The sequence below is a fragment of the Mucilaginibacter psychrotolerans genome (assembly GCF_004519315.1).
GTDB classification, from domain to species: domain Bacteria; phylum Bacteroidota; class Bacteroidia; order Sphingobacteriales; family Sphingobacteriaceae; genus Mucilaginibacter; species Mucilaginibacter psychrotolerans.
The window spans coordinates 74334-97968 of the sequence record NZ_SOZE01000010.1; the positions used below are offsets into that span (position 1 = coordinate 74334).

Annotated in this window: 15 protein-coding genes; 10 read left to right on the forward strand and 5 right to left on the reverse strand. The window is 47.0% G+C overall.

Annotated features, from left to right (window positions below; all coding sequences use genetic code 11):
* The first annotated feature begins 59 nt into the window (after positions 1-59).
* Positions 60-2690 carry a glycoside hydrolase family 3 C-terminal domain-containing protein gene (locus E2R66_RS11925; protein WP_133230967.1) on the forward strand — a complete coding sequence of 877 codons (2631 nt, stop codon included), beginning with the start codon at positions 60-62 and terminating at the stop codon, positions 2688-2690.
* Positions 2691-2939: 249 nt separating this feature from the next.
* Here the strand turns inward: E2R66_RS11925 and E2R66_RS11930 are convergent, their stop codons facing one another.
* Together E2R66_RS11930 and E2R66_RS11935 are read right to left on the reverse strand one after the other, a co-directional pair.
* Positions 2940-4463, reverse strand: a complete 1524-nt coding sequence (locus E2R66_RS11930) for a gluconokinase (RefSeq protein WP_133230965.1) — start codon at positions 4461-4463, stop codon at positions 2940-2942.
* Positions 4464-4471: 8 nt separating this feature from the next.
* Entirely contained in the window at positions 4472-5353 is an 882-nt protein-coding gene (locus E2R66_RS11935; RefSeq protein ID WP_133230963.1) for an AraC family transcriptional regulator, read from the reverse strand.
* Positions 5354-5611: 258 nt separating this feature from the next.
* Here E2R66_RS11935 and E2R66_RS11940 point away from each other — a divergent pair, with 258 nt between their 5' ends.
* The 9 genes from E2R66_RS11940 to E2R66_RS11975 all read left to right on the forward strand — a co-directional run bounded on the left by E2R66_RS11940 (position 5612) and on the right by E2R66_RS11975 (position 18088).
* Positions 5612-6568: an RraA family protein gene (locus tag E2R66_RS11940; protein WP_240049301.1), complete on the forward strand. Its 957-nt coding sequence runs from the start codon at positions 5612-5614 to the stop codon at positions 6566-6568.
* Positions 6569-6593: 25 nt separating this feature from the next.
* Positions 6594-7877: a mandelate racemase/muconate lactonizing enzyme family protein gene (locus tag E2R66_RS11945; protein ID WP_133230961.1), complete on the forward strand. Its 1284-nt coding sequence runs from the start codon at positions 6594-6596 to the stop codon at positions 7875-7877.
* Between the two features lie 11 nt (positions 7878-7888).
* Entirely contained in the window at positions 7889-9001 is a 1113-nt protein-coding gene (locus E2R66_RS11950) for a bile acid:sodium symporter family protein (protein WP_133230959.1), read from the forward strand.
* A 183-nt stretch (positions 9002-9184) separates the two neighbouring features.
* A complete protein-coding gene (locus E2R66_RS11955; protein ID WP_133230957.1) occupies positions 9185-10021 on the forward strand; it encodes a fumarylacetoacetate hydrolase family protein in 837 nt (278 codons plus the stop codon).
* Positions 10021-10161: a hypothetical protein gene (locus E2R66_RS28335; protein ID WP_158288396.1), complete on the forward strand. Its 141-nt coding sequence runs from the start codon at positions 10021-10023 to the stop codon at positions 10159-10161. Before E2R66_RS11955 ends, E2R66_RS28335 begins: the two co-directional genes overlap by 1 nt.
* A gap of 19 nt (positions 10162-10180) precedes the next feature.
* On the forward strand, positions 10181-11896 hold the full coding sequence (locus tag E2R66_RS11960; RefSeq protein WP_133230955.1) for an IlvD/Edd family dehydratase: 1716 nt from the start codon (positions 10181-10183) through the stop codon (positions 11894-11896).
* A gap of 18 nt (positions 11897-11914) precedes the next feature.
* Positions 11915-13231: a gluconate:H+ symporter gene (locus E2R66_RS11965; protein WP_133230953.1), complete on the forward strand. Its 1317-nt coding sequence runs from the start codon at positions 11915-11917 to the stop codon at positions 13229-13231.
* 174 nt (positions 13232-13405) lie between these two features.
* Positions 13406-16564: a SusC/RagA family TonB-linked outer membrane protein gene (locus tag E2R66_RS11970; RefSeq protein ID WP_133230951.1), complete on the forward strand. Its 3159-nt coding sequence runs from the start codon at positions 13406-13408 to the stop codon at positions 16562-16564.
* A gap of 12 nt (positions 16565-16576) precedes the next feature.
* Positions 16577-18088, forward strand: a complete 1512-nt coding sequence (locus tag E2R66_RS11975) for a SusD/RagB family nutrient-binding outer membrane lipoprotein (RefSeq protein ID WP_133230949.1) — start codon at positions 16577-16579, stop codon at positions 18086-18088.
* Between the two features lie 622 nt (positions 18089-18710).
* Here E2R66_RS11975 and E2R66_RS11985 read toward each other — a convergent pair.
* From E2R66_RS11985 to E2R66_RS11995, 3 genes are all read right to left on the reverse strand, one after another.
* Positions 18711-20627 carry a glycoside hydrolase family 97 protein gene (locus E2R66_RS11985; protein ID WP_240049302.1) on the reverse strand — a complete coding sequence of 639 codons (1917 nt, stop codon included), beginning with the start codon at positions 20625-20627 and terminating at the stop codon, positions 18711-18713.
* A 101-nt stretch (positions 20628-20728) separates the two neighbouring features.
* Positions 20729-21916: an alpha/beta hydrolase-fold protein gene (locus E2R66_RS11990; RefSeq protein WP_204985909.1), complete on the reverse strand. Its 1188-nt coding sequence runs from the start codon at positions 21914-21916 to the stop codon at positions 20729-20731.
* Between the two features lie 54 nt (positions 21917-21970).
* A complete protein-coding gene (locus E2R66_RS11995; RefSeq protein ID WP_133230943.1) occupies positions 21971-23092 on the reverse strand; it encodes an alpha/beta hydrolase-fold protein in 1122 nt (373 codons plus the stop codon).
* Positions 23093-23635: the final 543 nt, after the last annotated feature.

Sequence of the window (23635 nt, forward strand, 5' to 3'; positions counted from 1 at the left end):
CCGTCGGCCAGCTATTCTGGCACGACGGAACCGCTTTTTATTTAAGCCGATAATTACCCATGAGATATTTAAACACGAGATGGAGCAAGCCATTTTTATTGATACTGGTTTGTAGCATTTGCGGCAGCGCACTCAATAAATTAAAAGCACAAGGCAATGCGTTGCCGTTCCAAAACGCAAAGCTTAGCGCTGATGCCAGGGCTGCCGACCTGGTAAAACGGCTAACGCTGGAAGAAAAGGTGTTGCAAATGCTCAACAAAGCACCTGCCATTACCAGGTTAAGCATCCCCGCCTATGATTGGTGGAACGAGAGCCTGCACGGTGTTGCACGCACAGAATACAACGTAACCGTTTACCCGCAGGCTATTGGTATGGCAGCAGGCTGGGACCCAGCTGCATTTAAGTTAATGGGCACTTACATTGCGCAGGAAGGCCGCGCTATCTACAATCTTTCCGCTGCCAACGGCAGTACGGGCATTTACCATGGCCTTACGTATTGGACACCCAACATCAATATCTTCCGCGACCCGCGATGGGGGCGTGGGCAGGAGACCTATGGAGAGGACCCATTCCTTACCGGACAACTTGGAAAAGGCTTTGTGAACGGCTTGCAGGGCACCGACCCGCATTATCTTACGGCGGCGGCATGTGCTAAACATTTTGCCGTACACAGCGGCCCCGAACCATCCAGGCATACCTTTAATACTACCGTCAGCAACTACGACCTTTGGGATACCTATTTGCCCGCTTTTAAAGAACTTATCGTTAACGCTAAGGTAGCTGGCGTGATGTGTGCCTACAATGCGCTGGGCGGGCAACCCTGCTGCGGCAACGATTTACTGATGACGGATATCCTCCGCAATCAATGGAAGTTCAAAGGCTACGTTACCTCGGATTGCTGGGCCATTGACGATTTCTTTAAAAACCATAAAACCCATACCGGCCCGGCAAGTGCAGCCGCAGATGCCGTATTCCACGGTACCGATCTGGAATGCGGTACCGATGCTTACAAAGCCCTGGTGCAGGCCGTTAAAGATAAACTGATAGACGAGGAGCAAATCAATGTTTCGGTAAGACGGTTATTCGCTATCCGTTTCAGGTTGGGGCTGTTTGATAAGGATTGCAAATACAACCTCATTGGTAGGGAAGTATTGGAAGCCAAGCCGCACCAGCAACTTGCCCTTAAAATGGCCAGGCAGTCCATCGTGTTGTTGAAAAATGAGGGTCAATTGCTGCCCCTAAAAAGAACATATAAAAAAATCGCCGTTATTGGTCCCAATGCCGATAATGAAACTTCGGTTTTGGGCAACTATAACGGGTTCCCTTCGGTAATTACCACACCCTTAAAGGCCATCAGAGCTAAGTTTGGTGCAGGTACCGATGTGTATTACGAGCGGGCAACCAGCTATACCGATAACCGTGTAGCCTCCGCAATAAACAACCCTGCTGTTTTTTCAATCGATGGGCATCGGGGGTTCAAGGTAGCCTATTTTAAAAATACGGAATTGAGCGGCGAGCCTGTATTTACCAATTATGGGGAAACTATAGCACACCGCTGGCCCGAAAATGGCGACGTGGCGGGCGGCATAAAAGCGAATGGGTTTTCGGCCCGCTGGTCCACGGTTTTTGTTCCGGATAGCACGGGGCTATACAGTTTTAAAATTACCGGGAGGGATGGCTACCGCTTATTGGTTGATGGTGTAGAGAAAGCCGCCGACTGGAGGCAGCACGGCTCAACTACTATTGATTTTGTACAGCAATATACGGCGGGGAAGCCATATCAAATTGCACTTGAATTTTACCAGGGCAGTGCGCCCGGCAGAATTGCTGCCATAAAAATGGTACCCGGCAGGGTAAAAGAAAACAAGCCAGAGGCTATTGCTGCGCGGGTAAGCGATGCCGATGTGATTGTATTTGTAGGCGGCATATCGCCCGAACTGGAGGGCGAAGAAATGCCGGTTAGCCAACCCGGTTTCTCGGGTGGAGATCGCACTTCCATAGCGCTCCCGGCTATCCAAACCGAAACATTAAAGGCCTTGTATGCTACAGGCAAACCGGTGGTGCTTGTGCTGATGACCGGAAGCGCCATTGCCATGAATTGGGAAAATGAGCATATACCGGCAATAGTGAATGGCTGGTATGGCGGCCAGGCTGCAGGCGACGCCATTGCCGATGTGCTTTTTGGCGATTACAATCCATCCGGCAGGTTGCCCGTAACCTTTTATAAAAGCGACCGCGATTTGCCGCCGTTTGAAAGTTACGCCATGGCTGGTCGTACCTACCGGTATTTTAAAGGCGAGGTGGCTTACCCCTTTGGCTTTGGGCTTAGCTATAGCCAATTTGGTTATAGCTTTGGAAAACAAAAAATGAAAGTTAGCGCAGGGAAAATAACCGGTCTGGTTAATGTTAAAAACCAGGGGGCGAAGGCCGGTGATGAGGTTGTGCAGGTTTATATACAATACCCGGATGGTGTAAACGAAATGTTGCCGATAAAAGAATTACGGCAATTTAATCGGATCAACCTCAGCCCTGGTGCTTCTAAAAATGTTGCAGTGTCTATCCCGCTTAGCAGCCTCAAAAAATGGAATGAACAAGCCGGGAAGTTAACCTTACGCCCCGGGAAATATAAAATATTAATAGGCCCGAATTCAAAAGACAGCGCCTTGCAGGCAGAAGTTTACCTGAACTAAGTTTACCGGCAGGGCTTCTTTGCTGGGCAAGAGGCTGTATCATAAATGCATTTTGGGTATTTTACTCAAAATCAAATTTGGCTTCGTGTTCTTTGTGTTTCTCCCTTTGTGGACTTTATGGTAAAATTTTAACCACAAAGTTCACAAAGGTTGCATACAGTTTAGCGCAAAGGGCACAAAGCCTATATTGACCAAATTCGGTGTTTTTATTTAACGCTGGGTTTTAATTGATGATACGGACTCTTGTCACTAGCTATACCGCTGTTGCAGGTCGGAGATGATATCGAATTCATCTGCTACCTTGGTGATCAGGCTTTCGAACACTTTAAAATACTGGGCGTAAACCTGGTGGTTTTCGGGCTTAGGATAGTAGGTTTGATGCATGGCTACTGTTTTAGAAGCTTCTTCCAGCGAAGGGTAAATACCCATCTCGGTGGCGCTTAGCAGGAAGGCCCCTCTGCCAATGCTGTCGCCATGGCTCAACGTACTCACGGGTTTGTTAAATATATCTGCTATCATTTGCGTACAAAGCGGTATTGAAGCGAAGTTGCCGTTGATAGAGAGGCCTTCAATATGGCGGTGCTTTTCCAGCGTGCGGCCAATGCTATACATTTCGAACAATATCCCTTCTATGGTAGCCCTGATGAAATGCTTGCGCTCGTGCCGTATGTTTACCCCAAAATAGCAGCCCCGGGCATTGGGGTTCCATATAGGGGCACGTTCTCCGTGTAAAAAGGGGAGGAAGATGAGCCCACCAGATCCAACTTCAACCGTTGCCGCTTCCTGTATCAGCATTTCCATGGATTGGTCGATATCAAACGCTTTTGGGAAATCGCCAAATTGTTTGGTAAACCAATTGAATATCACGCCGCCATTGCTGGTTGGCCCGCCGGTAATGATATGCTTTTCGGTAAGCAGGTAGTTAAATATTTGTTGTTTAGGGTCTTCTATAATCCGGTCGCCTATGATACGGAAGGCACCGCTGTCTTCGATGGTTATGGTAGCCATGTTATTGCCCCAAACGCCTGCACCAAGGGTTGCCAGGCAGCCATCGCTCGATCCGATTAGGATTTTTACCGTAGGCGACAGCTTCAAAACCCGTTGATATTCTTTTTTTAGCGTTACGCCCGAGTAAAAAACAGGGTGCAAGGCGGGTAACTCTTCGGGGGTGATGCCCGCGAAATCTAATGCCGCCTGGTCCCAGGCCAAATTGTGTATATTCATTAGCCCCGTTGCAGATGCAATGCTGTAGTCTATTACGCATGCGCCGGTAAGTTGCTGTATGATATAGCTCTTCATCGGCATGAATTTTTTCGCCAGCCCGAATTTCTCCGGCTCGTTATTTTTCATCCATGCAATTTTTATTAACGACGACATGGGGTGTATGGGCGTACCGGTGGCTTTATAAATTTCCTCGCCAAGCGCGCTGGCTTTTAAGTCGGCAGCTTCTTTTTTGCCCCTGTTATCTGCCCAGGTAATGGCGTTGCCCAGCGGTACGCCATCTTTATCTACCGCCAGCAGGCTGTGCATCGATGAGCCGAAGCAGATACAGCTTACCGTATATTTTTTAGGGTATATTTTCTCTATCAGCAGGTTTTTTAAGATGTATAACATCGTAATGAACATCTGCTCGGGGTCTTGCTCGCTATGGTCGGTTTGTTCATGAAAAGTAGGGTAATGCCCCTTAGCGGAACTGATTAAATTGCCCGAAAGGTCGAAGGCAAAAACCTTTACTGCGGCCGTGCCCATTTCTATGATGATGATACAGTTCATGATGTATACTATTGATCTGTTGTTTTATTTTTCCTGAATTCGGTTGGCGTATAGCCGGTAAGTTTTTTAAAAGTTGTTGAGAAATGCTGCGACGAATAAAAGCCGGTGTTAAGCGCTATATCCGTAATATTTACCTCGTTCCTTTTCAACAGTTTGGTGGCTTCGGCTATCCTGATGTTGATCAGGTAATTCAGCGGCGAAAATCCGGAGTAATTTTTTGCTTTCTCGGTAAAAGCGGTAGTGCCCATGCCAATTAGCGTGGCCATTTCTTCAACCGTCCATTGGTGGGCCAGGTCTTGCCTTAAGGCATGTTCCAGTTTTAAGAAAGTTTGCGGGAAATCTCGCCTCGAATTATTTTGCCTGATAAACTGCCGGCTTATCAAAACAAAAAGCTCATCCAGCAGCTGGTTGGCACGGGTGTAAAAACCTACTTCTTCGTTTTGCAGCTCGGCTTGCAAACTGTGCATCAGCGCATGTGCCTCTTTTAGTTTTAAAACATGCTGTTCTTTATTGATCAGCAATATTTGGTTTACCGATACTTTTTCTTTTTTGGTTAAGCCGCTCCATTTGCCCAGCAGCAGCCTGCCGTTATCTTCGGTAGATATTTTTATCCAGAACAGTGCGCCGATGTTCATGATGCTGCTTTGGCCACCAATACACTGGCCCGGCAATACCATGGCAAAATCTCCGGGATACAAGGTGTGTTCCTGCGAATCAATTATCCAGGTAAACTTTCCTTCCAAAATATAATACAGGCAAATACAATCGGCAACATTACTGCTGAACGAGTTAAGTTGGATGGTATTATTCTTTTTGTGGGCAAATTCAAGTATATGCGGAAAGTGCGCAAGCTCCTTGGATAAGCCCTGCTGAAGTATCAGTTGATTCATTCAGGATAATTAATTGGTGTGCGGTTGGGGAATTGCAAAACCCAGCCGGCTATTTGGGTGCGGTAAATCCGAGCCCATCAAAAGCAAGTTTACGCATTATCAAACCAACATTTGTATAAAAATCATCGCTGTTTTTTAATGGTATTTTCCGTGTTTTATAATGCCATTCTTTGTTAAGATTATAACCAATCCCAAATTAAACCAGGCTGCTGTTGTACCCGGGGCCACTCCCGCTTTCAGCGTGCAAATTAAAACTGTATGATGAGAAAATGGCGTTTACTTACCGGCATTTTAGGTGTTGCATTATTGCATTGCTGCATCTTTTGTAAAACGGCCTCGGCCCAGCAAATCACCAAAGATGAATTGATATTCCTAACCCCCGAGTGGAAAGGCGAGCGCTTTGCCGATGGCCGCCCTAAAGTGCCCGATGCAATTTTGGCCAGGATGAAAAAGGTGAGTATAGAAGAAGCCTGGGCCGTATTAAAGAACGCCGGTTATGCCTATCAGTTAACCGAAAATTGGTTGGTAATAAACCCCGATAGCGTTTTGGTGGGGCGCGCAGTAACGGCAACATTTATGCCGGCACGGCCCGACGTATGGAAAGCCATAGACGACAGGGGTATAGCCCAAGGTAAAAAAGGCCAGAATACCTGGCCGGTAGATCTTTTGGTGAAAGGCGATGTGTACGTGGCCGACCAATTTGCCGCGCACAAGAACGGGCCAACCATTGGCGACAATGTGGGCAATGCCATATTTGCCAAAACCGGTAATGGCATTGTTTACAATGGTGCCGTGCGGGATATCCGCGGATTGAAAGAGATTGGCGGTTTTACCTCGTTCGTAGAGAGCTACGATCCATCTTACCATAACCCACCGGGCGACCTCAACACCATGATCATTGGCATCAACCAGCCCACCCGCATTAAACAGGCTACCGTAATGCCCGGCGATGTAGTGCTTGGCGAGAACGGCGTGGTGATATTTATACCGCCGCACCTGGCCGAGAAAGTAGTAACCACCTCTGAAATAGTAAGGCTGAGAGATATGTTTGGCCACCTGCGGTTAAAAGAAGGCAAATACACCGCCGGGCAAATAGATGCCCGCTGGAGCGATGATATCGAAAAAGATTTTTCGGCCTGGCTAAATGCCCATATCAACGAGTTGCCCGTACCTAAAGAGCAAATACAAAACATCCTCAAAAACCGAACCTGGTAAATCAATCTATCAAAAAACATACATTATGTCAAACCATCAAAACAGGCGCAGCTTTCTTACGAAGGCTTCTATAGCCGGCGCGGCTGCACTGGCAGCACCGCTGAGTAAAACATTTGGGCAGGGATTAATAGATGCCAAAGAGCGCACATCGCAGGCATCAGCACCAACCGACCTTAAAATAACCGAGGTTAAATGCGCCTATGCAGGCGGCGGGCTCTTTGTGAAAATATATACCAACCAGGGCATTTGGGGATCGGGCGAGGGGGTAGATGCCATTGCAGGCACCTATTACCTGGTTAAACGGCTGGAGTTTTTTCTGAAAGGGCGCAGTCCGCTAAATCCCAATCGCATAGCCGAAGAGATACGCAAGGCTAACTTTTTTGGTGGGGCACAGTCGGGTATGTTCGTTGCAGTACTTACAGCCATTGAGGCCGCGCTTTGGGATTTGACAGGCAAGGCTTTGGGGGTACCGGTTTACCAGCTGCTCGGCGGTAAATACCGCGATAAATGCCGGGTGTATTGTGATACGGAATTGTACACCGCCACGCATCCCGTGCCCCAGGATTATGCTAAGGCAGCCCGTGGTGCCATTGACCGTGGTTACACAGCCGTAAAATTTGATATTGACGATGCGCGTGACCCCAATAAGTTTGACCGCTATAACTGGACTGCAAGCAACGCCGAGCTAGACCGGATGTTCAACGCCATAGCCGCCGTAAGGAAAGAGGTTGGTCCGAATATCGATATCTGCGTAGATATGCATGGCCGCTATGATGCCACCACGGGCAGAAGGGTAGCCAAGATGATGGAACCCCTTAATTTGATGTGGTTGGAGGAACCCGTACCCGCTGATAATATTGATGTATATAAAACCGTAACCCAGGAAACAACGACGCCTATTTGCGCCGGTGAGAACTTTTACCTGGCGTACGGCTATACCAGGCTGCTATCCGAAGGAGGAATAGATATTGTAATGCCCGATTTGCAGAAGTGCGGCGGGCTGGGCGAGGGGCAGCGGATAGCCAACCTGGCCAACTTGTATTACGTACCGTTTTCGCCGCATATGGTCGGCTCGTTCCTGGGGGCTATGGCTACGGCGCACGTTTGTGCTTCGGTACCCAACTTTCATATTATGGAATGGCAAACGCTAAGCGATACCGAACCTAAGTGGAAAGAGATCGTAACCTACGATAAACCATTTATCGAAAAAGGCTTCTTGGTTTTGTCTGATAAGCCGGGAGTTGGGGTAGAGATAAATGAAGAGGGTCTTAAAAAATACGCCGTGCCGGGCGTGCCTTTCTTTGCCTGATGGTGTGGCGGATGAGCGCTTTTTATAAAGCCACCACAGCTTTAGCCATAGCAGCATTTGTAACGCTTTTATTAACCATTGCTTTTAGGGGGCTGGAGTATGCCGGCCCCTACCTGCTTGCGTTTTTTTTGCTGCTGGCCATCAGCGCACGCGCATTTCCAAAAACCAAAAGCTTCGCATACACGGTGGTGATTTTTGGGGCAGCGGTAGCCGCGCTTTATTACCCGGAGCTGTTTGTAAGCTATGGTAGCTTTAAATACGCTACGCTGATTATCCCGCTTATCCAGCTGATTATGTTTGGCATGGGCACCTCTATGCATTACAAGGACTTCCTGGGCGTATTGAAGGCCCCAAAAGGGATATTGATAGGCGTGGTGAGCCATTTTATCATCATGCCATTACTCGGCTTTAGTATTGCCACCTTAAGCGTAAAGTTTGCAGCTATGCCGCCGGAAGTAGCGGCGGGTATCATACTCATTGGTTGCTGCCCCAATGGCATGGCATCAAATGTAGTATCGTACCTGGCTAAGGCAAATCTGGCCCTATCGGTTACCATCACCAGTATATCCACATTGCTTTCGCCGGTGGTAACGCCTTTTTTAATGAATTTACTTGCCGGCCCGCTCATTAAAATAAACCCCTGGCTAATGGTTGCGGATATCTTTAAAATGGTGATGATACCCATTGCGCTGGGTCTGCTTTTTTCGTCGGTAGCCAAGGGGCGTGCCACCTGGCTCAAAAAAGTTATGCCATTGGTGTCAATGGCAGGTATTATCGGCATCATTATCATTATTACCGCCGCCGGGCGCGATAGCCTGCTTAAGGTGGGCGTATTATTGGCTGTGCTGGTGTTGTTGCACAATATAGGCGGCTACCTGCTTGGTTTCTGGTCGGCAAAATTATTGGGAATGGAAGAGCGCGACTGCCGCACTATAGCCATAGAAGTTGGGATGCAAAATGGCGGCATGGCAGCAGGGCTGGCAAAAGGCATGGGTAAAATAAGCACGCTTGGCCTGGCCCCCGTAATATTCTCAACATTGATGAATATTACAGGCTCATTACTGGCCTCGTACTGGCATAAAAAACCAATTAGCTCAAATGATGAAAGCTTTGATTTAAAGTAATTTAAAGTGTAAGTCTGAGTTTGCAGGAGCGATTTTTTTGTGTAAAAATCATCGCTGTGGTTTTTTAGAAGATAATGCCATTTGCTTTAACATTCTTTGTACTGTAACCAATTGTAACCGAACGAACGTATTTTTTTGACCAAACAATTAGTACCGCAGTAATGCGGCTTATAAAGAACAGCTATGCACATTTTTAAAACTACTGATAAAGTTATTGTTAAATACCTGGGGCAGCTTTATAGCTCGGCAGCATGGACCTGGGATGCTTTCATTAACCGCGAAGGACTGCATCATGCGGTGCTGAACGATATCTCGAACCTTACAGCCAGCGATGCTTTGTCTGCTGATTTGGAAACGCTGAGCGCACCTATCGCCAACCAGGAAATATGGGCATCGGGCGTAACCTATTTGCGCAGCATGGATGCCCGCATGGAGGAATCTAAAGACGCGGGCGGCGGCGATTTTTATGCCAAGGTTTACAGTGCCGAGCGCCCCGAGATATTCTTCAAATCGCCTGCACACCGTGCGGTTGGCACAGGTGGCACCGTACGCATCCGCAAGGACTCCAAATGGAACGTTCCTGAGCCGGAGCTGGTACTGTTTATTTGTAGCGCGGGTACTATTGAAGGATACATGATTGGCAATGATATGTCGTCGAGAGATATTGAAGGCGAAAACCCGCTATACCTGCCACAGGCAAAATCATACGATGGCGCAGCAGCGGTTGGGCCTTGCCTGTATGTGCCAGCAGCGCCTATATCACCCGAGACTAAGATCCAATTGGAAATTTTAAGGGGCGATGAGTTGATGTTTGCTGATGATATTTTGATCAGCAGGATGAAACGCACGCACCAGGAGCTTGCCAAATACCTTTTTATGGAAATGTCGTTCCCGGCGGGCGCTTATCTCATGACCGGTACAGGCATCGTACCGCCCGATTCGTTCACACTGAATTATGGCGACGTAATCAACATCACCATCGGCAATATAGGCACGCTTACAAATGTAGTTGGGGAGTAATGATGATAAACCTGGAAGGAAAGCAATTGATAAACTGCCAGGGGATGCCACAGGCTTTATTACCCGAAGAATTAGAAGATACTCATGTGCTTGCTATTTGGCGTTTTGTAAACGGCTATTTCAGCAATGCATCCATATAAATTATAAAACGAATATATAATGTCACAATTCAGAAGTTCGGATTGGTTTGGTAAATCGGGTAAAATGGGCTTTTTATACCGTAGCTGGATGAAAAACCAGGGAATGCCTGCCGATCTTTTTGATGGCCGTCCGGTTATTGGTATTTGCAACACCTGGTCGGAACTTACCCCTTGTAATGCGCATCTGCGCGATTTGGCCGAGTCGGTAAAACGCGGAGTTTACGAAGCCGGCGGTTTCCCGGTAGAATTCCCTATCATGTCATTAGGCGAAACTTTATTGAAACCAACTGCTATGCTCTTCAGGAACCTGGCTAGCATGGATGCCGAAGAGTCGATACGCGGAAACCCTATTGATGGGGTGGTATTGCTTACGGGATGCGACAAAACTACGCCATCAACCATGATGGGTGCGGCAAGTGTTGGCCTGCCAACCATTGTAGTTCCCGGTGGGCCGATGCTGAACGGAAAGTTCCGCGGTGCGGATATCGGATCGGGCACGGCGGTTTGGAAACTTACGGATGACCTGAAGACCGGTAAAATAACCAACGACGACTACCTGGCAGCAGAAAGCTGTATGTCGCGCAGCGCAGGCCACTGCATGACGATGGGGACAGCATCTACCATGGCCTGTATGGTGGAGTCGCTGGGCATGTGTTTATCCGGCGCGGCAGCTACTCCTGCGGTAGATTCGCGGAAAAAAGTGCTGGCACAATTATCGGGCAGGCGCATTGTAGAAATGGTGAAGGAAGATCTGACCATATCAAAAATACTCACCAGAGCTGCTTTCGAAAACGCTATAAAGGTAAACGCCGCCATCGGCGGTTCAACCAATTTCCTTATTCATTTAACAGCCATAGCCGGCCGGGTTGGCGTAGAACTAAACATCGACGATTTCGACAAGCTTGGCAGCAGGATACCCTTGCTGCTTAACCTGATGCCATCGGGCAAGTACCTGATGGAAGACTTTTTTTACGCAGGAGGCTTACCCGTAATTCTAAAGGAGCTCAGCAGCGAATTGGATATGAGCACGGTAACTGTTACCGGTAAATCGCATGCCGAGAATATCAGCAGCAGCAGCATTTGCTACAACAAAGACGTTATCGCAGACTACTTAGAGCCTATTATCCCGGAGGCGGGCATAGCCGTATTGAAAGGAAACTTGGCGCTTAACGGGGCGGTTATCAAACCCTCTGCAGCCACCCCCGCGCTGATGCAGCACACCGGCAGGGCCGTGGTTTTTGAAACCATAGAAGATTACCACGCCAGGGTTGATGACCCCGACCTGGATATAGACGAAACCTGTGTAATGGTATTGAAAAGCGTTGGGCCGGTAGGCTACCCTGGCATGCCCGAAGTAGGCAATATGGTGTTGCCCAAAAAACTCCTGGATAAAGGCGTAACCGATATGGTGAGGATATCAGACGGGCGCATGAGCGGAACCGCTTATGGTACTGTAGTGCTGCATGTATCGCCGGAATCGGCCATTGGTGGTAACCTGGCCCTGGTACAAAACGGCGATATGATAAGCCTGGATGTACCCGCCAGAAGGATTGACCTGTTGGTTGATGACGCTGAACTGGACAAACGGAGACTACTGTGGCAGAAACCCGCTTACCATACCGATAGGGGCTATGTATCGATGTACCAGCGCCACGTACAGCAAGCCGATAAAGGAGCCGACCTCGATTTCCTGGTAGGAAATTCGGGTTCTGTTGTAACGCGCGATTCCCATTAACAAGATAGCTGATCGACGATGATGATATTGGTACTCATATTCTGTATACTGCTGCTGGTAACGCTTATCACATGGGCAAAGGTAAATGCTTTCCTGGCCTTTATTTTCGTGGCGCTGCTGGCCGGTTGCTTATTCGGAATGCCGTTCTCAAACGTTATCGCTTCCGTTAATAAAGGGCTGGGCGATACCCTGGGGTCGGTCGCCATTATCATCGTATTAGGTGCCATGCTGGGCAAACTGGTTGCCGAAAGTGGTGCCGCCCAGCGCATCGCTCATTTTATGCACGATCTGTTTGGCGCAAAGTACGTTACCTACGCCATGGCGTTGACCGGTTTTATTGTGGGTATCCCGCTGTATTACAACGTTGGGTTTATACTGCTGGTGCCTATTATTTTTTCAGTGGCTTCAAGCTATCGTTTGCCTTTGCTGTATGTAGGCATGCCCATGCTCACCGCCTTGTCGGTAATGCATGGTTTTTTACCGCCGCATCCATCGCCCATGACGCTCATCAGCGTTTTTCATGCTGATATCGTTAAAACATTTGGCTACGGGTTGGTTATCGCAATACCGGCTATACTTATTGCCGGGCCAATATTTGCAAACACGCTTAAGAAAATAGGGCCAAACGGGTCGCAGTTTAACCATGGCACCGCCGCGCTGCCCGATGCAGAATTGCCAGGTATAGCCAATAGCATTTTGTCTTCGCTTTTACCGGTCATCCTTATTTGCCTAGCCTATTTGCTGCCCCTGCTTTTTGGGCACGCACCCATGGTAAAAACCCTGGCCCAATGGCTTGGCGAACCCATTATTGCCATGTTGCTCACGGTAATCATCAGCACTTATACCCTCGGCTTACAAAAAGGTCGGCCCCTGGCCAAAATTATGGAGGGCTACGCCAGTGCTGTAAAAGATATAGCCATGGTATTGCTCATTATTGGTAGTGCAGGGGCACTAAAACAAATATTTATCGATAGCCAGTTGAGCAACGCGCTTGCGGTAATACTGGTAAAAAGCGCCATGCCACCTCTTTTGCTGGCCTGGCTGGTAACCGCCGGCTTGCGCCTTTGCCTGGGTTCGGCAACGGTTGCCGGTGTAACGGCGGCAGGAGTATTATTCCCAATTGCGCAGCACGCCGGCCTCAATACCAATTTACTGGTACTGGCCATTGGTGCAGGCAGCTTGTTTGGCTCGCATGTAAACGATACCGCTTTTTGGCTGTGCAAAGAATATTTTGGCCTGTCGGTAAAGGAAACGTTGCGCTCGTGGACACTGATGGAAAGCCTGGTATCTGTAATAGGGCTGGCCGGCGTGTTAACATTAAACTTCCTGGTATAAAATGAATGCGATCAATATAAACCATAAAACCCCCACATAAATTATGAAGAGAAAAATACTATAAAATCAAAAAGAGGCGGCAAATGGCCGCCATGGAATACCGCTTACCCAATTGCCAATTTTGGGGAAGAGGTTAAAAAGAAGTAACCATACCAATTTAATTAACCGAAAATCATGAGAAAAAAGAATCAGGCATCTGGGATGATGCTGTCCGTTTTGATAAGTGTGTTTTTGACACTCATTTTTGCGATGGACGCAAAGGCGGGGGGCACAGGCACTCCACGCATGGAGAATGAACTAAGCGTGCAAACCGTTACCGGTAAAGTTATCGACGAAAAAGGAGCACCTCTTGTAGGCGTAAGCGTAAGCGAAAAAGGCACCAGCAACGGCGTAATGACCGATGTGAACGGTAACTACAAAATACAGGTTGCCGGCGATAAGGCTGCGTTGTTGTTTAGCTACATTGGCTATAACCCCAAAACAGAGCAAGTGAACGGCCGCAGTGTTGTTAACGTTACGCTGGAGCCTAAACCAAGCGCGCTTAACGAGATCGTAGTAACGGCATTAGGTATAAAACGCGAATCGAAGAAATTAGGTTATGCGGCAGAAAACGTGCGCGTAGGAGAAATTACCACCAACCGCTCTACCAACTTTATTAATTCGCTTGAAGGTAAAGTTGCCGGTTTGGATATTTCGCCACCAGCAAGCGGCCCGGGCGGAAGCACCAAGATCAGGCTGCGCGGGCAATCTGCCTTTCAGGGTGATAATGCACCTTTGATTGTATTAAACGGCCTTCCATTATCGCAAAGCCCATCCAGCACAAACGGTTACACCCAATCAGTGGATTTGGGCGATAACATGCAGCAGATTAACCCGGATGATATCGAGTCGATGACGGTACTGAAAGGTGCTACAGCTGCTGCGCTTTATGGTTCACGTGCAAGTAACGGTGCCATCATTATTACCACCAAAAGCGGTAACAAAAACCAGGGCATAGGCATAGAGTTTACATCAAACTTTACCCAAAACCAGGCATTGGATTTTACCGACTTCCAATATGAGTACGGCCAGGGTGAAAATAACGTACGCCCCAAAACGCAAGGCCAGGCACAAAGCTCGGGTGCGTGGAGCTTTGGGGAGAAATTTGATAATGCGCTTACCTATCAGTTCGACGGCGTACAACGCCCTTATGCACCCGAAAAAAACCGCATAAGCAAGTTCTTCCGGCTGGCAAACGCATGGACTAATACCATCGCATTCTCGGGAGGCAGCGATAAGGGCAGCTTCAGGTTCTCCTATTCAAACCAGGATGCGCAAGGCATTGTACCTAATAATGATTATCATAAAAAGATATTCAACCTTGGGCTTAATTATAGCTTCACCCCAAAACTAACCTCGCAGATCTACATCAACTACGATCACGAGAATAACAACAACCCGCCGGTAATCGGTATACAGGGAACATCGGTAACCAACTATATGTACCGCTATTCCAACTCGGTTAGTTTGGATGTGTTGAAGGCCAATGCGGTTGACGCTAACGGCAACGAAACGCCTACATCGCGTTTTACTACCCTTACCAACCCCTACTGGATCATGGCCAAGCAATTTACCAGGCAACCTAAAGATCACCTTTTGGGTACTGCAAGCCTGCGCTATCAGTTTTTTGATTGGCTTTACCTGCAGGGCCGCGTAAATATGGAATATAGCGCGTCGTTCTACGAACAAAATTCACCTACAGGTACGCTGGCAAATGCTGCCGCACCAGCCGGCTACTACAATGGTAGCTATAACTCAAATGATAACACTTACCGCGCGCTTAACGCCGACTTCTTATTGGGCGGCGGACACAAATGGGGCGACTTTTCTTTTGATGCCACCGTGGGCGGAAATACCTTCCCTTCATCATCAAGCGGATATAGCGTTACCGCAACAAACTTTTATGTAAGGGATTTTTATACCCTTGGTAATGGCGTTACTACCACTTCTTCCTACAGTGTTTCCAAATCAACAGTAAACTCACTGTACGGAACTGCTGAGTTTGGTTACAAATCGTATTTGTTTGTAAACGTAACAGGCCGTAACGATTGGTTCTCGGTACTAAGCCCGGATCATAATCATTACTTTTATCCTTCGGTAAGCGGCAGTTTCGTGTTTTCAGAAATGTTTAAAACCCTGCCATCATGGCTCTCCTTCGGCAAAATCAGGGCTACTTATGCTAATGTGGGCAGCGCAAATGGTATTGGCCCTTACAGCAATTCGCTTACGTATGGCCTCTCTCAAAATTCGTTTAACGGCATTCCGCTGGGTAGTATCAATAACACCACTACGCCTAATCAGGATATCAAACCTTACAGCGTAAAAGAAAAAGAAGTTGGCCTGGAGCTGCGTATGTTCAACAGCCGCGTTAACCTGGATGTTGCGGCTTACGATAAGCATACCACCAACCAGATACTAAGTGTTGCTATTTCTAACTCCTCGGGTTACACCGGTACCATTGTAAACCTTGGCGAATTGCAAAACCGCGGTATGGAGTTCCTGCTGGAGGTGATACCGGTCAAAAATGAGAATTTTACCTGGCGCTCGGCATTCAATACTGCCTTTAATACATCAAAAGTATTGGCGCTGGCAAATGGCCAAAATCAACTTACACTGGGTTCAGGTGAGTTCTTTGGTTCTATTGTTGACCAGGTTGGCCTTCCGCTGAACCAAATACAGGGTGCAACTTATCGCAGGGATGCTGCAGGTAAAATCATCGTATCCGGAGGTAAACCAGTAGCAAGCACTTCGCCCAAACTTTTTGGCAGTGCATTGCCTAAGGCTACCGGTGGTTGGGTAAACACCTTTACGTATAAAAAGTTTACGCTGATGGCTCATATCGACTATAAAGTTGGCGGTAAAATATTATCGAGCTCCAACCTGAACTTTTTGAGGGAAGGTTTATCTAAGCCGTCATTGGTTGGCAGGGAAGGCGGCGTAACGTTTGATGGCGTAAACGCCGACGGTACGCCTAACACAACAGCCGTAAATGCTGAAGACTTTTATGCGAATTACCGCTCTCAGGGTATCCTGGATCCTTTTATTTATAAATCAGATTTCATCAAGCTAAGGAACGTTTCGTTAAGCTATGATTTTTCTAAGATGGTGAAAACCAAATTTATAAAAGGGCTTGTGCTTTCTGCAGTGTGCCATAACGTGCTTATCATCAAAAAGTACATTGATAACCTCGATCCGGAAGCAATATCATCAAGCGGCGATATCCTGACCGGCTATGAGCAAAGTTCGCTGCCTACCACAAGGACTTACGGCTTCAATCTAAACGTCAAATTTTAATAGCGTACCATCATGAAAAATTATATAAAAATCATCTTATCCGCTGCTTGCCTGTGTTCTGTAGTAGGTTGCGATAAAGGGTTTAAAGAGCTGAATGTAAACCCGAACAGTACAACCAGCCTCGACCCAACGTTTCTGTTTTCCAACTCTGAAGTGTTAACTTATGCATCGTTAATGGAAACGGAAGCAACTGTTGTTCAGCAATTCATCGATCCTTTCGGTGGTGTTACCTCGGCGTTTAACTTCAACGTGCTAAACCAAACGTACTCCGTGCTGCGTTGGAACAATGCTTATCCTAATAGCATTAAACTGTTGGAGAGCGTTTTGGCTAACACCAAGGGCGATGCCGCTAAGGTTAACCTGTATAACGAGGCCCGTATATGGCGCGCTTACAACTATATGATGCTGGTTGATACCTATGGTGATGTACCCTACAGCCAGGCAGGGCAGGCTTACCTCAATTCGGTATTTTTGCCTAAATATGATAAGCAACAAGATATCTATGCCGATTTGGTGAACGAAGTTACCGCAGCTACAGCCGCGTTAGACCCTGCGAAGGACATAGTAAAGGGCGACGTTTTCTACGGCGGCAACATTCCGCAATGGAAACGCCTGGGGTATTCGCTGTTGCTTCGTTTAGGTATGCGCTATTCAAAAGTGGATGCCGCGAAAGCTAAAACCATAGTACAGGCTGCATTTGCAGGCGGCGTGATGCAATCTAATGCCGATAACTGTTACCTGAAATATAATACAGCGTACCCTAACCTAATGACGCAACAAATTCAGCAATTGACTAATACCTACTACCTTGCCGAGCCGTTTGTTACGCAATTGAAATCAACCGGCGACCCCAGGTTAAAGTATATCTCTGCCATGTATGCCGACCCGGGAAAAGCCCTGAGCCTTGCTCCGGATACCGCATCTGCAAATCAATTCGGCTTGCCGATAGGGTATGACAGTGGCACCTTGCCTTCAGCGCCCGGTTTTCGCGGCGGGAGTGGCTCGGGTTTCAAATATTCGCAGGTAAATTACAGCGTGTTTGGTAAAATAACCGCACCGCAGTTTTTCATAACCTACGCGCAAACGCAGTTGTTACTGGCCGAGGCAACCTTTAGAGGTTACATATCGGGCACAACCAGCACTTTTTACAATGCAGGTGTAAAGGCAGCAATGGATCAGTTTGCCACTTATGATGCTGGTGCCGTAATACCGGGCAGCACCGAAGATGCTTTCTTAAATAACCCGCTTAATGCGTATTCTGATGCCAACGCTTTACGGCTTATCAATACGCAGTATTGGATAACTTCTTTTGGCAACGGTGCCGAATCATGGGCTAATTTCAGAAGGAGCGGCTTCCCTGCATTAGCACCAAATACTTATCCGGGCAAGCAGATAAAAGGCAGTTTTGTACGCAGGTACACCTATCCGCAAACCGAAGCTTCAATCAATGCTGATAACTATAGGGCCGCTGTAGCCAGCATAGGCGCAGATGATTTAGACACCCCGGTTTTTTGGGATAAATAACGATACGCATATCCCTGATTATTGTTCCTACTACGCCCCGGAGCCGCTTGGCTTCGGGGCTTTTTTATAGAAGGATAGTGCTTTGCTAAAGGGAAAGCCAGGTGATTATGTTGCTTACCCGGAGCTTTTGACAAAAAAGCAAATTATCGTTTTTTTGGTGGACGGTAATGGCAACGCGAGGGGAGAAGTGATGAACAATAATATCCTGCCAAATAGCTGCCGTTACTTTGCAGTAAAACCAACGAGGGGATATAAAAAAGCTCAACCGGAGGTTATCGTTGGATTCTCCGGTTGAGCTTTAATGGTTATTATAGGTCAATCTATAACCTAATGTTTTTCCGTTAACGGGGATGATGAACTGATTTTAGTATTTCACTACCCGTTCCGTCCAGGTGGGGCCACCGATGGTGAAGATACCGTTCCTGAAAAATACCGGCTCTGTACGCTGGCCGTTCGCCTGTCGATACGGTTTGCGCGTGGCCATTTTGTGCCGCCAGTAACATCAACGCCATTAAAAAGCTGCCGGCAATTACCGCGAGCCGCAATTGTATAAACCTGTTTTTCATTTTTGAAGTATTCTTTGTGATAGTAAGCAGCAGTTACGAAACTTAGTATGGTGTCTTTAATCATTTAAAATAAAGCCGCCACTTGGCTGTATAATCACTTCGATGGCACCACTTTTTTTAACTTCGGCTTTTTGCATGGAGGTTGTTTGGCTGGCGTCGTCGTTATAAAAATTCACCATTTTTCCCGAGAGCATAGGGAGAGACAGTTTAAGTTTAATAGCTGTTTTCCCCGCGTTTATACCTGCCACATACCATTTATCCTGATGCCGCCGGGCTAGCACGCTGTATTTACCCGGGTAGCCGTCAATATAAAGTGTTTCGTCCCAGGTGGTAGGCACTTGTTTCATAAAATCTAATTCAAAGGCTGGTGCATCGGTTAAGTTGTTAGGCGTAAGCGCAAACATTTGCACCGGGTTCTGGAAAAGCACAGCCGTTGCCAATTGGAAACCATCGGTTGTTAAACGTTTGTTGCGCCCGGTGTTGCTCTTTACCAGGTATTTGTTTAAAAATACACCACCAAATTCCATACTGCCCACAGTATTGCGAATAAATGGATGCAAAGTGGCATTGTAGGCCTCGTTATCCCTTACGTTTTGAGAGAAAATCAACATCTCTGAGGCAAGCACCGCTTCACTTCCTATAAAATTGGGATACATTCTTTCCCAACCTCTGGGCAGCGTGGCGCCGTGGAAATCAATCATCAAGCCATAGTCGTTAGCGTCAGACAAAATATCTTCATACAAGCGCATGGTTTCCTGCTTGTCGCCACCAAAGAAATCAACTTTAAGGCCTTTAACACCTGTTTCTTTAAGCCATTTCATCTCCTTTTTGCGCTCAATGGATGAGCTCATTTTGTTTCTGGGGCCCTGTGGCGCATCATTGGCCGCACCGTTAGAATTGTACCATAAAAGTACATCCACACCTTTGGCATTTGCATATTTTACAAGTTCTTTCATTTTTACTTTGCCAATGTTGGTGTCCCACAAGGCATCCATTAAAATGTAATTGAATTGAAGCGTCGAGGCCAGGTCGATATATTTTACCTGGTCGTCATAGTTCATGCTGTTGTCCTGCCATACAATCCAACTCCAAACCGACTTGCCGTATTTGTAATCGGTTGAGGGCTGGTAAAGCGGCGCAACCACATCAAAGGGAATAGTTGTTTCTACAATGGGTTTAAGGTTTTCACCTACGGTAATGGTCCGCCATGGCGTAATGCCCGGCAAGGAAAGCGCAGCGCCCGTGCTTCCAAAACCATTATTTTGTTTTGGGTTTGGATAGGCTACGGTATATACCCCCTCCGCCGAATAATTGCTTAAGTGCGATGCACAGTACAAACTGCTCACACCTGTTTCAGACACCAGCACCCAGCCATTATCGCCAACGTGGAAAAGTGCCGGGAAAATATAACCCTCGTTATTGCGGGTGGCTTTTTTCATGGGGGCATCTGCTTCATAAGGCGCTTCATAACTTGGGGCCGAGCGGGCAAATCCAGTCATGGGGTTCATCATTTCAGAAAGAAATGTAGTAGTAAACGATGGGAATTTGAATCCGGTAGCTTCGCTTTCAACTACGCAGGCAAATGTGTTACCCCATGAAGGTAACTCATAGCGGAAGGCAATGTTGTTATTACTCACCTGGAATACAATAGTTAAACCCTTTTTGGCGGCGTTTTCAAACGTACAGGTTAACCTGTTGGCCTGATAATGAATGTCCGATTGCTTTATTTTTGTTTCCGAGTAATTGTTTTCTACAACGTCTTCTGCTTTGCTCAGGAATTTCATTCCCGTAGTAAAATCGCCTTCATTGGCAGTAAGGCCCAACGGCGAGTTTTCTACCATGGTTTTCCCTTTGTAAGTTACGCCGTACACCAGCTTCCCCTCGTTTAAATGTATATCTACTTTTAATTGTTTATCGGGGCTGGAGATTGTTAGCTCCTGTGAAGAGGCTTTGAGTGTTATCAATATTGACATAACACCCGCTAACCATATAAAGCAATATTTCATAAAAAAATGGTGTGATTGGGTTAACATGCAACTCGTTAAGTTCATGTTACCCGTTTTTTTATTGAGTATTAGTTTTTAAAAAGCAGCGATACATAACCCTTAAGGCTGCGACGCCAGGTTTGCCATTCGTGCGCTGTTCCGGGCGACTCATACTGTGCATATTTAATGCCTTGTTTATCTAACATGTTGCGGAACGCACCGATAGAACCAGGAAAGGGGTTTGGCTCTTTACTGCCCCAGCTCAGCCAAAGTACATGGAGCTGTTTGTTGATAGCTGCACCGTCTTTAAACTTGCCGTCGAGGAAGGTGTTGGGGTCTATTACATCTGCACTTGGGTAATTTGGCGTACCGCTAAACCCGCCTATGGCCGAGAATTTATCCAGGTTGTTCATGATAATGCGCATGGTTTGGTTGGCACCCATCGAAAGCCCGGCTATTGCTCTGTGCTCGCGGTTGGCAATGGTGCGGAACTTGGTATCAATCATCGGGATAATTTCATTCACCATTACTTCTTCAAATATCGAAACAGGGCGGGCGGTGTTATCAGTAGTACCTGTTACCGGTTTATTGGCGTATCCGTTATCCATTACAACAATCATCGGCACGGCCTTTTTATCGGCAATCAGGTTATCGAGTATCAGGTTTGTTTTTCCCTGTACGGCCCAGCCGGTTTCATCTTCAAAGCTGCCATGTTGCAGGTACAGCACCGGGTAACGGGTTTTAGTGCTTTCGTTATAACCCGCGGGGGTATAAACAAAACAGCGCCTCCATGCATTGGTTAGTTTAGAGAAGTAAATATTTTCGCTCACCAGGCCGTGTGGTACGTTCTTTAATGCATAAAAGTCGCCGTCGCCTGCTGGGATTTCAATACCGCTTCCTAAGCGGCCTGCACCATAAAAGTAAAGGCTCCCCGGATCGGGAACAGAAGCACCATCAATGTTGAGCTGATAATAATGAAAGCCTTCATCCTGGGGTAGCGACTCGCCCGTCCAAACGCCTTTGTCATCTTTAACCAGGTCGTACTTTTTGCCGCCCAGATCTAACTGTACTTTTGTGGCCTGCGGGGCGGAAATACTTGCCCGTACCCTGGCCTGGCTGTTTACCTGTGGGTATGGTTTGCCCGGTTGGTTGCTGCTTGCCGGTTTAAAATCTTCAACAAGCGTAGCTTTATCCGATTGCGCCATACCGATGCTGCCGCGCAGGGCGGCAGCTATCAGCAGGATGGCTATTTTATAAAAGAATGGAACTTTTTTCACGTTTTTAATTTTGGTGATTTAACTGCTGTTAGCCGATTGTATAAAGCGTTGCTGTTATTGGTTGAATAACATCGGCGCAAGTTCATGCAGGCTTCGGCGCCAGGTCAAAAACTCATGTGCTGTTTTATCAGAAATGAACGAAACGGCATTATAGCCGGCCTCTTTTAGCGCATCAGTTGCTTTTTTTACGCCGGTTGGGTTTTCTTTGCTGCCGCAGCTAATGAATATGAGTTTGGGTTTGGCTTTGCCGGTAAACTCTGCAGGGGTGTAAAGGCCTCCGCTCAGCAGGGCATAGTAATCAAAAACTTCGGGTTTGTTTAGGGTAATGGTATGGGTTTCCATCCCGCCCATGGATAAGCCACCCATAGCACGATGTGCTTTATCTGCAATGGTGCGGAAATTCGCATCTACAAATGGGATCAGTTCATCGGTCAGCACCGTTTGAAATGCATCTATCTTAAAATTCCTCATCCCGCCGAATTTGATTTCGTTGGTCATGCCGTAGGTCATTACAATAATGAAAGGTTTTGTTTTGCCTTCGGAAATCAGGTTGTCCATAATCAAGTTGGCATGCCCCTGGTTGCTCCATGCGGTTTCATCTTCGCCCCAGCCATGTTGCAGGTAAAGCACAGGGTAGCGTTTAGATTTATCTTTTCCGTAATCGGGCGGGGTGTAAACAAACGCCCTGCGCGAGGTACCAGTGCTTTTAGAAGGGAAAAGTATTTGCTGTACATTGCCGTGGGGCACATCTTTAAGTGCGTAAAAATCCTGGTCGTGTGCAGGGATCTCAATGCCACTTTCCCAACGGGTTGAACCATAAAAATTGAGCGCACCGGGGTCGTTAAATACGCCGCCATCAATGGTGAGGTGGTAGTAGTGAAAACCCTCGTCCATAGGCCCTTCGGTGGTGCCGGTGAAAACGCCGTCGGCCCCTTTGGTAAGCCTGGTGCCGCCGCGGCCTCCAAGGCCCAGACTAACCTTTATGCTATCGGCCTGGGGGGCCATGATGCGGAAGCGGGCGTAGCCCTGCGAGTTTACCTGCGGGTATTCTTGCCCGGGTTGATTAACGGTAGATGGTTTAAAGTCGTCCAGCACAGCGGGCTGGCTGGTTTGCCCATAGCAAATGGCACTCGTTGCACTGATTGCTAATGCAACAGCTAAACATTTAAAGTTCATGGTTTGATAAATTAAGTTTATAAAATTGGTGGTTTGGGTTTATTAGCATCGTGAGCGTATTGGTACCAGTCACGATGCTCAATTTTAGCAATTAATTGTATAAATAACAATTAATTATAGAGTTTTTTTTAAGCCGGCGGTGTTTTTTACGACGATGGGCAGTAGTGCCGCAATTTCTGTTCATTTCAAAGATTAAATCATCAGATTAACGCCTGTAAGTTGGGCCAAAACCTAAAAACATTTACCGTTTTTTGGTATATGAAATCGATTGCATGAAGATATTACATTGAACTGCATCTATCGAAGCCATTTTTTAATTGATGATTATTTAGCGCTGGTTGAGGCATCATGATTTCCACAGGTGTTATTTTAAGCTCATTAAACAATCGATTGCTAGTTTTGTAAAGTTAAGTCTTTGTTAAGTGTCTAAAATACATTTAATAATTGAAAATGGATTTATACTTATCACGATCAACCAACAGTTGAGTGATCGTTTGTTGCAGCCGCTTTTATGGTGAATAAAGAACATTCCTTGCATCTTTT

What these genes read in the sequence shown, in the direction of transcription:
- E2R66_RS11970 (WP_133230951.1), top strand. Translation starts at nt 13,406, where the DNA reads ATGAGAAAAAAGAATCAGGCATCTGGGATGATGCTGTCCGTTTTGATA.
- E2R66_RS11950 (WP_133230959.1), top strand. Translation starts at nt 7,889, where the DNA reads ATGAGCGCTTTTTATAAAGCCACCACAGCTTTAGCCATAGCAGCATTT.
- E2R66_RS11985 (WP_240049302.1), bottom strand. Translation starts at nt 20,627, where the DNA reads ATGTCAATATTGATAACACTCAAAGCCTCTTCACAGGAGCTAACAATC.
- E2R66_RS11930 (WP_133230965.1), bottom strand. Translation starts at nt 4,463, where the DNA reads ATGAACTGTATCATCATCATAGAAATGGGCACGGCCGCAGTAAAGGTT.
- E2R66_RS11945 (WP_133230961.1), top strand. Translation starts at nt 6,594, where the DNA reads ATGTCAAACCATCAAAACAGGCGCAGCTTTCTTACGAAGGCTTCTATA.
- E2R66_RS11975 (WP_133230949.1), top strand. Translation starts at nt 16,577, where the DNA reads ATGAAAAATTATATAAAAATCATCTTATCCGCTGCTTGCCTGTGTTCT.
- E2R66_RS11955 (WP_133230957.1), top strand. Translation starts at nt 9,185, where the DNA reads ATGCACATTTTTAAAACTACTGATAAAGTTATTGTTAAATACCTGGGG.
- E2R66_RS11925 (WP_133230967.1), top strand. Translation starts at nt 60, where the DNA reads ATGAGATATTTAAACACGAGATGGAGCAAGCCATTTTTATTGATACTG.
- E2R66_RS11995 (WP_133230943.1), bottom strand. Translation starts at nt 23,092, where the DNA reads ATGAACTTTAAATGTTTAGCTGTTGCATTAGCAATCAGTGCAACGAGT.
- E2R66_RS28335 (WP_158288396.1), top strand. Translation starts at nt 10,021, where the DNA reads ATGATGATAAACCTGGAAGGAAAGCAATTGATAAACTGCCAGGGGATG.
- E2R66_RS11935 (WP_133230963.1), bottom strand. Translation starts at nt 5,353, where the DNA reads ATGAATCAACTGATACTTCAGCAGGGCTTATCCAAGGAGCTTGCGCAC.
- E2R66_RS11940 (WP_240049301.1), top strand. Translation starts at nt 5,612, where the DNA reads ATGATGAGAAAATGGCGTTTACTTACCGGCATTTTAGGTGTTGCATTA.
- E2R66_RS11960 (WP_133230955.1), top strand. Translation starts at nt 10,181, where the DNA reads ATGTCACAATTCAGAAGTTCGGATTGGTTTGGTAAATCGGGTAAAATG.
- E2R66_RS11965 (WP_133230953.1), top strand. Translation starts at nt 11,915, where the DNA reads ATGATGATATTGGTACTCATATTCTGTATACTGCTGCTGGTAACGCTT.